Below are 9,466 nucleotides of genomic sequence, written 5' to 3'. Positions count from 1 at the left end.
GCGGTTACCACGGCCAAACTTGCTGCGGATGCGGTGACGAATGCTCAATTGGCAGACAATGCCGTTCAGAAGGAAAACATACAAGGAGGCGGTATCGATAAGGTATTGGTTACAGATGCAGCCGGGTTAGTGGAGTGGATTGATAAGTCCAGTTTTACTGCTATTGCGGATCAGACAACGATCACTGGAACTGGTACCACATTGGATCCTTTCAAAGTAGAAGACCTATCCATCGTAACGGCCAAGCTGGCCAATGATGCTGTGACGAATGCGCAGTTAGCAGACAATGCGGTTCAGACTGAAAACATATTAGGTGGCGGTATCGATAAGGTACTGGTTACGGATGCACTGGGTACAGTGGATTGGATCGATAAATCTAGCTTTTCTGCTATTGCTGATCAGGTGACCATTACAGGAATCGGTACTTTAGCGAACCCCTTCAAAGTAGAAGACCTATCCATCGTAACGGCCAAGCTGGCCAATGATGCTGTGACGAATGCGCAGTTAGCAGACAATGCAGTTCAGACTGAAAACATATTAAGTGGTGGTAATGATAAGGTCTTGGTTACGGATAATACAGGAGCTGTTCAATGGGTTGATAAAAATAATCTAAACACCGATAATCAAAATATCAGCAGCTCTGTAGTAACTGCCAACGAATCCGTAAATATAGCTTTGGAAAGAGGAGGGAATACGACCATTGATATCCGTGATGCCGACAATGACCCAACAAACGAACTTCAAGATTTAAATTTAACGGGTAACATATTGACTCTTACCAATCCAGCTACCGCAGCTAACCAGGTTGATTTAAGTAGTTATATTAATACGGACAACCAAAACCTTAGCATTACAGGAGATCAATTATCTATAGATAGAGGAAATACGGTTATCATCCCAACCGCTGACGGTACGGAGACAGTAGTGACAGCTGGTAATGATATCAGTGTTACTGGAACAGGAAGTACAACTAGTCCCTATGTTATTGCTAATACGCGACCAAATATTTTCTATCCTCCCTCCATTTCGATAGATGCCTCCTCAACTGCTACTGGAAGAACCGAGAATTTATATGCTCAATATATTGCCCAGTTTGGAACGCCTGCTGTGGCCAGTACGGGAGCACCTGCAGCAATACCTACGTATGCCGCTTCAGACTTGTATTACTATGTTACCTATTATGATACTACTGTATTTGCAAATGTTAGTGTAAATGCATCAGGGGTTATGACGTACGATGTGATTGCCACACCCTCGGATTACAACTCCTTGATCAACGTAGTTTTTGTGGTAAAATAAACCGAAAAATCAATAACCCATTACAACCAAGAATTTGAAATCTAACCCAACCTATAGATACTTAGTAGTCACCCTGCTATTTGCTTTGCTGAATATAGGCGCTCTTAGTGCGCAGTTCTTGTTGCAGGCGCCTAATAGCAGTGATGAACATAACTATAAATGGTACGAAGCATCGGATAGGAATACGGTATTGGGAACCGATTTTTATTATGAGGTTACGCAGCCAGGAATCTACTTCGCTACCTATGACGGGACACTTTGTGGGTCTAATGCCAGTGGTTACTTTATTGTGACCGATTGTTCCAGTCCGGATAACGAGGTAGTTTTGGATGTTTCCAGTAAAGTAGGTCCTGCGTCCTCCATCAGTTGGTCGCCCTCCATCAGCGGAGACCAATTGCTGGCATCCGTGACCGCTACCCAAAGCGTAACCAAGTATACCGCAACGGTAACCAAGGCGGGAAATTCATTTGATCTTCCCAACTTTACCGTGGTATGTTTACAACAGGCAGCTATATTAGAGGACGATTATGCGACAGTTAAGGAGGATGAGTCGGTAGTGATACCCATATACGATAATGATAGCAATATTCCTACAGAGGGACTGTTAACCACTTCTAACCCTTTCAATGGCAATGTTTTTATTGACGATAATGGTACGCCCAACGACCCTTCAGATGATATTGTAAGCTTTGCTCCCAATCCTAACTTTAATGGCAATACCTTCTTTACCTATACCATTTGTAATGCCAAAGGCGATTGTAGTACTGCTACTGTTTATGTAGAGGTGTTACCCATTGTGGATGCCTTTAATGATACTGCAGTAACTATGCAAAACGAAGCGGTAGAGATCGATATTTTGGCGAATGATGATGACATTCCCCTCATTGCCACCTTGCAAATCTCCAGTCCGGCCAATGGCACCGTAGTGGTGAACGATTATGGAACACCTAATGATATTATCGATGATACGGTAACCTATACCCCGGATACCGATTTTGTAGGGACAGACAACTTTACCTATACCATTTGTGATGAAGACAATAATTGCAGCACAGCCAGCGTTACGGTCTTGGTAAATACCGATGGAACCGGTGATCCGGATCCGGACAAAGGGGATAAGCCTGAGGAGGAAGATCCCATTGCGGATGATTGGGGCGAGGACGTGGAGGTATTCAACGTAATCACACCCAATAATGATGGAATCCATGATGTGTTGACTATTAAAGCAATAGAAAATTACCCTAATAACACCATCAAAATATACAACCGATGGGGAGTGATGGTCTTTTCTACTAGAAGTTATGACAATTACACCAACAACTTTGACGGTACTTCTAAAGGTAGGGTTACCGTAGGGCAAGACAATAAACTGCCAGTGGGAACTTACTTCTATATGTTGAACATTTCCAATGCAGATCAAACTAAGAACAAGACCCTTACTGGATATATCTATATAAATCGATAAGAGCATGCGATATTCTATAAAAAACCGACTCTTTTTTAGGCAGCTGCCTATACTGTGCCTGCTGATCCTATTGTTTATGGAGACGGAAGTTATAGCGCAACAAGATGCCCAGTACACTCAGTACATGTATAATACGGTGAGTGTTAACCCCGCTTATACCGGGTCTAGAGGACATTTAAGCATTGCAGCCCTTCATAGGTCCCAATGGGCGGGGGTAGATGGTGCACCCATTACCCAGACCCTAAATGTGCATTCCCCAATAGGGTATAGGGGAGTAGGCCTAGGCCTGTCTATTGTGAATGATAAGATTGGCCCTACTTCCGAAACCTATTTTGATGGCGATTTCTCCTATACCATCCATACCTCTAGGGAGGGAAGGTTGAGCTTTGGCCTTAAGGCGAGCGCCCACCTTTTGGATATTCGGTTTTCCGAATTAAATCAGGATAATACCAATCCAGGTGGACCAGATCCTACCTTGCAACACGATATAGATAATAAATTCTCCCCAAATATTGGGGCTGGGGTTTATTATCGCACTGATAAGTTTTATGCCGGACTTTCGGTACCTCGATTTTTACAGACCACCCATTTTGACGGGGCCTCCCTGTCCACCGCCCAAGAGCAGATGAACTTTTACCTGATTACCGGCTATGTGTTTGATATGAATGCCAATGTGAAATTTAAACCTACCCTCCTAACTAAGGCGGTTATAGGAGCTCCACTTCAAGTAGATGTGTCTGCCAATTTTATGTTTAACGATAAATTTATTCTTGGCGCAGGTTACCGGTGGGATGCCGCAGTAAGTGCTATGGCCGCATTCCATTTGAATAACAAAATGTTGGTTGGTATTGCCTACGATAGGGAAACCACTAAATTGGGACGGGCTATATTTAATCAAGGCTCTTTTGAGATAATTGTCCGTTACGATTTTTTCAGCCGAGTATCCAATCTTAAGTCCCCTAGATTTTTCTAATCGAATCCTCTAAATTCTAGCCATACCTTTTCTCTTAAAAGCAGCTTTTTAAGATAGACTTAACCCTTATAATGGGGGAAAGCCTTATTTTTACGGTATGGAAGAAGAAAAAGTTATTTTGGTAAACGAGTTGGACGAGCCTATTGGTACTATGCCTAAATTAGAGGCTCATGAGAAAGCATTGTTACACAGGGCTTTTTCGGTTTTTATCATGAATGATAAGGGGGAAACTATGATTCAGCAAAGAGCTGCCCATAAATACCACTCTCCCTTAATATGGGCAAATACCTGCTGTAGTCACCAAAGAGTAGGCGAGACCAATGTGGAAGCCGGAAGGAGAAGGCTTATGGAAGAAATGGGATTTGAAGTACCCTTAAAAGAACTGTTTTCCTTTATCTATAAGGCGCCTTTTGATAACGGACTTACGGAGCACGAATTGGATCATGTGATGATTGGCAAGTACAACGGGGAACCCAATATAAACCCAGACGAGGTAGCCGATTGGAAATGGATGAAACCCGAGGATATTAAAAAAGATATCGAAGCAGACCCAGATAAATATTCGGCCTGGTTTAAAATTATTTTCGAAAAATTCTATGATCATATTACCCAAGAGATGAACGTGATATGAAAGTTAAAGTAAGCAGAAAAGCGCATTTTAATGCAGCGCATCGACTTCATAGACCAGATTGGGACGATGATAAAAATCAGTTGGTCTTCGGATTGTGTAATAATCCAAATTTCCATGGACACAATTATGAGTTAGTGGTGAGTGTTACTGGGGAGATAGACCAGGAAACAGGCTTTGTGATGGATATGAAAATCCTAAAAGACCTGATCAAGGATAAAGTAGAGTCCGTATTAGACCATAAGAACCTAAATGTGGAAATCGATCATTTTAAAACCGTAAACCCTACGGCAGAGAATATTGCAGTTTTTATCTGGAAAAATCTTAGACCTTCCATAAAATCGCACTTGGAGTTGGAAGTAACCCTATATGAAACCCCTAGAAATTTTGTAACATTTTCCGGATAAGGAGCTTACTGTCCAAATCCATGCCTGCGTTCCAAGTAGGCTGGGCGATTAATTTTTCTAAAAAAACATAGAACTAAAAAATAAAAAGGAATATGAACTTATATCCATTGATGTTTGATCCCATTTTAAAAGAAAGACTTTGGGGAGGGACCAAGCTAAAAGAGGTATTGGGAAAGGAAATAGTTGCCGACAATACGGGTGAGAGCTGGGAGTTGTCTGGAGTAGCCGGAGATGTATCCGTCGTAGCCAACGGCACTTTAAAAGGCACTTCCTTGCAAGAACTTATGGAGAAGTATCCCAATGAGGTTCTGGGTGAGAGTGTGGTAAAGCAATTTGGGTATGATTTTCCCATCCTAATCAAATTCATAGACGCCAAACAAGACCTTTCCATTCAGTTGCATCCCAATGATGAGCTTGCAAAAGAAAGACATAATTCTTTTGGGAAAACCGAAATGTGGTATGTGATGGATGCCGATAAGGATGCCGAACTAATCATAGGTTTTAACAAAAACGTTACCAAAGAGGAATACTCCAAGAGTTTGGAGGAGAACAGCTTATTGGACTTGCTGAATTATGAGAAGGTGAAAACAGGAGATACTTTTTTTATCAATACTGGAAAAATCCACGCTATTGGTGCAGGGGTGCTCTTGGCCGAAATTCAGCAAACCTCTGATGTAACTTATCGGGTCTTCGATTTTAATAGAAAAGACAAAGATGGCAACTATAGGGAACTTCATACGGAATTGGCTCTGGAAGCTATTGACTATGAAAAAAAGGACGATTTTAAGGTTTCCTATGAGCAAGGAAAGGATAAAGTAAACTCCATGGTATCCTGTCCCTATTTTTCTACAAATTTCTTAAATCTGACCCAGCCTAAGGAATTGGATATTGCCGATAGAAAATCGTTTACCATCTATCTCTGTGTAGAAGGGGCGGTCAGTATTTCCAACGACTATGGAGCGGTAGAACTGCAAAAAGGACAAACGGTATTGATTCCCGCAGCATCCAAAACAGTACAAATAAATACAACGAAAGCAAAACTTTTGGAAGTTACTATCTGAAAATGATTACTTTTGCACTTAAATATATTACCAATGGCAAGTATAAGAGATTTAAAAAAAGACATTAATTACGTTTTAGGAGATATTATTGAAACCGTTTATTTAGTAGACGCGTCAAATAAAGGGGAGATTTCCAAGGAAGGGAATGCCGTTATCGATGGTGCAATCGCCACTTTTGATGACCTTATTGAAAAGGTGAATGATAAATCTGTAGAAAACAGGGCGGCACACTTAAAAGGTGTACGCAAAGAATTGGAGACCAAAGCAGGTGCTTTGGTGGAAGATTTAAACAAATTGGGCTAATCCCAAGAATTTGTATCCAATAAAAAAGCATCCTTTTTAGGATGCTTTTTTTGTTGGTATCTATGCTGTCTTTACTTCTTTCCCAACTTGCCTGTGAGCAAGTGAGGGTGCTAAAAGCTCTTCAGAAGAAGTCTTTTATTCCCCTTGCCGATTCATCTTTTGTTCAGCTATAAACTTCTTTAATTCCTTTCCGTACTTAGAATTAGCTACCGAAGGACTAAGAGAGTTGTTGATGGAGTCTAAATACTTGATGTTAGCGTCCGACACTTCTTTTAAAGCGATATAGGGTGCTACATAGGAGTCTGTATTATTCATGGCAAAATTTAAAGCGAACAAATAGCCTCTTTTTACATTCTTATCACTTAAGTCTTGAAGTGAATCCATCTTTGCCGGATCGTTCTGATATTCTGGATTCAAACTAGCCCGTATATACTCTAGGTTTTTAGTGTTGAATCTAGACATCACCTTTTGGTATTCACTTAATTTATCCTGACTTTCAGAACCTGTAACCTTGGCGTTTAAATCAAATGTATTCCAAGAGGTATTTATGGTAATTTCACCAGGTTCCCCAAAGAAGGTAATACGATCGTTAATGTCATTATTGTCATTTTTATCCAAATAGAGATAAAAGATTTCCGGACTCTCTATCTCCGTGGAAAAGGTGAAATTTCCTTCTCCTTTTATAGTTAGGGAATCTATGTTCACCAAGCTGGTATCTACAATATGTTGTAAATATAGGGTTCCTTTTTTTAGTCCTTTCACCTTGCCGGTAACGGTCATAGTATTTTCAGAAGTCCCTGCACAGGAGGCAATGAAAGCGGCAATAAGGCCGGTGATAAATATTTTTTTCATAGGTAAGTATTATTGTTTTTTGACAGTCGTACTTAGGTTGCGATCAGTATGTAAACTTGCCCGACGGCGGTCAAGTTCGCATATGCTTATTTGTATCTAAAACTAGTTGACGGTCATGCTCATTTGATAGTTTTTTAATTGGTGCGCAAATATGACGAAAGTTTGTGGAATTCTAAACTTTTGAGGCAATTTCCATGAGAATAGTACAAAGGATAGCACCCCCTGTTCCCACTACATAACCAAAAACCGCCAATAACACGCCTACCGAAGTAAGGGATGGGTGAAATTCTGCAGCTACAATAGGAGCAGAAGCGGCTCCCCCAACGTTAGCCTGACTCCCAACGGCGAGAAAGAAATAAGGGGCTTTGATTAATTTTGCAACCAGGATCAGTAGCCCAGCATGTATAGCGATCCAAACAAATCCTATTAGGATCAAGCCTGGGTTTTCGAAAACCATGCTTAAATCCATTTTCATACCAATAGTGGCAACCAGGATATAGATAAAAACACTCCCCATTTTACTGGCGCCCGCTCCTTCATAATTTTTTGCTTTGGTAAAGGATAGCACAATTCCTATAATGGTTGCAATGACTACCATCCAAAAGAAATTGGAGCCTAGGAAGGATAGGAAACTTCCCTTATCGCTAACACTTTTTATAGAACCGAGATAGGCACTAAGGTAATCCCCAATGAAATGGGATAGGCCTACGGCGGTAAATGCAAATAAGAGCATCATCATATAATCGGTAAGGGTAGGGACCCTTGTGATACGTTCAGAGAATTCTGAGACGGTTATCTTTAGTTTTTCTATGGCCGAGGTGTCTGCCTTTAACCATTTGTCTATTCGTTTCGTTTTCCCAACACCCAGGAGAATGATCGCCATCCAAGCATTGGCAACAACAATATCTACTAGAACCATCCCTCCATATTTTTCGGGATTGTACTTGTAAATCTCCAGCATGGCGGCTTGGTTGGCACCTCCACCAATCCAACTTCCGGCAATAGTAGACAAGCCCCTCCAAATAGCATCAAAATCATTGCCGCCAACGGTTTCTGGGGAGAAAATGGAAATAATTAATATTGCCAATGGCCCACCAATAATAATCCCTACAGTTCCCGTTAAAAACATAATCAGCGCCTTGGAACCTAATTTCGCTATGGCTTTCATATCTATACTGAGCGTCATTAGGACTAAGGCCGCTGGTAAGAGATACCTACTGGCCATATAGTAAAGATTGGAATTGTCATCCGAAATGAGTCCGCTACTAGCTAAAATGGATGGTAGTAGATAACACATTAATACAGCTGGAATAAAGGTGTAAAATTTACCCCAGAATCCAGTTTTTATGGAAGAGGTGTAAAAAATAAATCCAAGACAAAGGGTGAGTAGTCCAAAAACAACGGTGTCGTTGGTAATAAATGGTTCGGTCATAATATGGTAAGTTCAATTTGGGATAAATATAATCAAATAAATAAATGCTGGTTGATGTAGCGGGCAACACCATCCTCCGTATTGTTTGGCGCAATGGCATTGGAGATTTCCTTTACTTCCTCTCTCGCATTACCTACTGCAACCCCATGACCGGCATGTTGAAGCATTTCTATATCATTATAGTTGTCGCCAAAGGCAATTACATCTTTTAAATCTTCCCCCGCTTGCAATAAAAGATTTATAGCCGTTAACTTTGAAACAGATTTAGGGGCAATTTCAATCAGGGTGTCGTTGGACCGATATAAATTTAGGTGTTCCGAAAAGGAGTTAAAGAGCAAGGGGAAAATAGTATCCATCTTCTCTTTTTCTCCCATCATCATAATCTTATGCGCCCCTAGTTGCCTTGTTTGCCAATCCGATAAGGTTTCTGGGGTGTTTCTGAAAGTAGGGAATGCCTTGGTGTATTTTATTTCTTTTTGTACTCGTTCCGAATCTACCTCCACATACCATTCATCCCGCGAATAAAGACCTAACCTGATGTCCATTTTTTCCGCCTTTTGGTAGATGGATTCAATAAGATCTAAGGAGATAAACGTGGAACTCAATTCTTTGTGGCCGTCCATAATCAAGGCTCCATTATAACAAATAATAGGTTGGTCCTCTATTCCCAAAGCTTGTTGGATATAGGTCATGGATTTGGGCATCCTTGCAGACACTAGGATTACCCTCATGCGGTCCCTTATCCGCTTTATTTCATTGATGGTATAGGTAGACACATGGTCCTTATAGGTTAAAAGCGTACCATCTAGATCGGAACATAAAATTTTATAATTCATTCATGGGAATTCTGTTGGATCGGTGTCCAAGGATTAATTTTTGCCAAATATAATCTTAAGTGGATATATATGGAACGGATTTAATGGATTATCCTTTTCTAAAGCAATATCTACTATTAAAAAATGCAATTAATCCGTAAATCTATTTCAAGGAGCGCTCCATGGCTATCTAGCTAGGATCCTTAATTGTAAAACCTAGAGCCAGGTGCT

At 40.8% G+C, this 9,466-nt stretch carries 9 protein-coding genes and 1 pseudogene; 7 read left to right on the top strand and 3 right to left on the bottom strand.

Annotation, left to right across the window (positions count from 1 at the left end):
* From BV214_RS16795 to BV214_RS10405, 7 genes and pseudogenes are all read left to right on the top strand, one after another.
* Positions 1 to 1,299: pseudogene (locus BV214_RS16795) on the top strand (hypothetical protein); the annotation flags it as partial.
* Positions 1,300 to 1,333: 34 nt separating this feature from the next.
* Positions 1,334 to 2,764 (top strand): T9SS type B sorting domain-containing protein, encoded by a 1,431-nt coding sequence (locus tag BV214_RS10430; RefSeq protein WP_245806776.1) that lies wholly within the window; start codon positions 1,334 to 1,336, stop codon positions 2,762 to 2,764.
* Between the two features lie 4 nt (positions 2,765 to 2,768).
* The gene (locus BV214_RS10425) at positions 2,769 to 3,737 is read left to right on the top strand and encodes a PorP/SprF family type IX secretion system membrane protein (protein ID WP_086477453.1); all 969 of its coding nucleotides are present in this window, start codon (positions 2,769 to 2,771) and stop codon (positions 3,735 to 3,737) included.
* A 97-nt stretch (positions 3,738 to 3,834) separates the two neighbouring features.
* Positions 3,835 to 4,368 carry an isopentenyl-diphosphate Delta-isomerase gene (idi, locus tag BV214_RS10420; protein ID WP_086477452.1) on the top strand — a complete coding sequence of 178 codons (534 nt, stop codon included), beginning with the start codon at positions 3,835 to 3,837 and terminating at the stop codon, positions 4,366 to 4,368.
* Positions 4,365 to 4,772 carry a 6-pyruvoyl trahydropterin synthase family protein gene (locus BV214_RS10415; RefSeq protein WP_086477451.1) on the top strand — a complete coding sequence of 136 codons (408 nt, stop codon included), beginning with the start codon at positions 4,365 to 4,367 and terminating at the stop codon, positions 4,770 to 4,772. Before idi ends, BV214_RS10415 begins: the two co-directional genes overlap by 4 nt.
* 92 nt (positions 4,773 to 4,864) lie before the next feature.
* Positions 4,865 to 5,833 (top strand): type I phosphomannose isomerase catalytic subunit, encoded by a 969-nt coding sequence (locus BV214_RS10410; protein WP_086477450.1) that lies wholly within the window; start codon positions 4,865 to 4,867, stop codon positions 5,831 to 5,833.
* A 33-nt stretch (positions 5,834 to 5,866) separates the two neighbouring features.
* Positions 5,867 to 6,136 (top strand): hypothetical protein, encoded by a 270-nt coding sequence (locus BV214_RS10405; protein WP_086477449.1) that lies wholly within the window; start codon positions 5,867 to 5,869, stop codon positions 6,134 to 6,136.
* A gap of 135 nt (positions 6,137 to 6,271) precedes the next feature.
* On the opposite strand, the gene BV214_RS10400 is transcribed toward BV214_RS10405, so the two are convergent.
* The 3 genes from BV214_RS10400 to BV214_RS10390 form a co-directional block, all read right to left on the bottom strand.
* A complete protein-coding gene (locus BV214_RS10400) occupies positions 6,272 to 6,988 on the bottom strand; it encodes a DUF4369 domain-containing protein (protein WP_086477448.1) in 717 nt (238 codons plus the stop codon).
* Between the two features lie 172 nt (positions 6,989 to 7,160).
* Positions 7,161 to 8,420, bottom strand: coding sequence for a DUF819 family protein (locus BV214_RS10395; RefSeq protein WP_086477447.1), 1,260 nt, complete (start codon positions 8,418 to 8,420; stop codon positions 7,161 to 7,163).
* Positions 8,421 to 8,452: 32 nt separating this feature from the next.
* Complete coding sequence (locus BV214_RS10390) at positions 8,453 to 9,256, bottom strand: Cof-type HAD-IIB family hydrolase (RefSeq protein WP_086477446.1); 804 nt, start codon at positions 9,254 to 9,256, stop codon at positions 8,453 to 8,455.
* Between the last annotated feature and the right edge of the window lie 210 nt (positions 9,257 to 9,466).

It is taken from the genome of Arenibacter amylolyticus (assembly GCF_002150785.1).
Lineage (GTDB): Bacteria > Bacteroidota > Bacteroidia > Flavobacteriales > Flavobacteriaceae > Arenibacter > Arenibacter amylolyticus.
The sequence above is the reverse complement of the archived record's forward strand: the minus strand, read 5'-3'. Positions and strand labels throughout refer to the sequence as shown.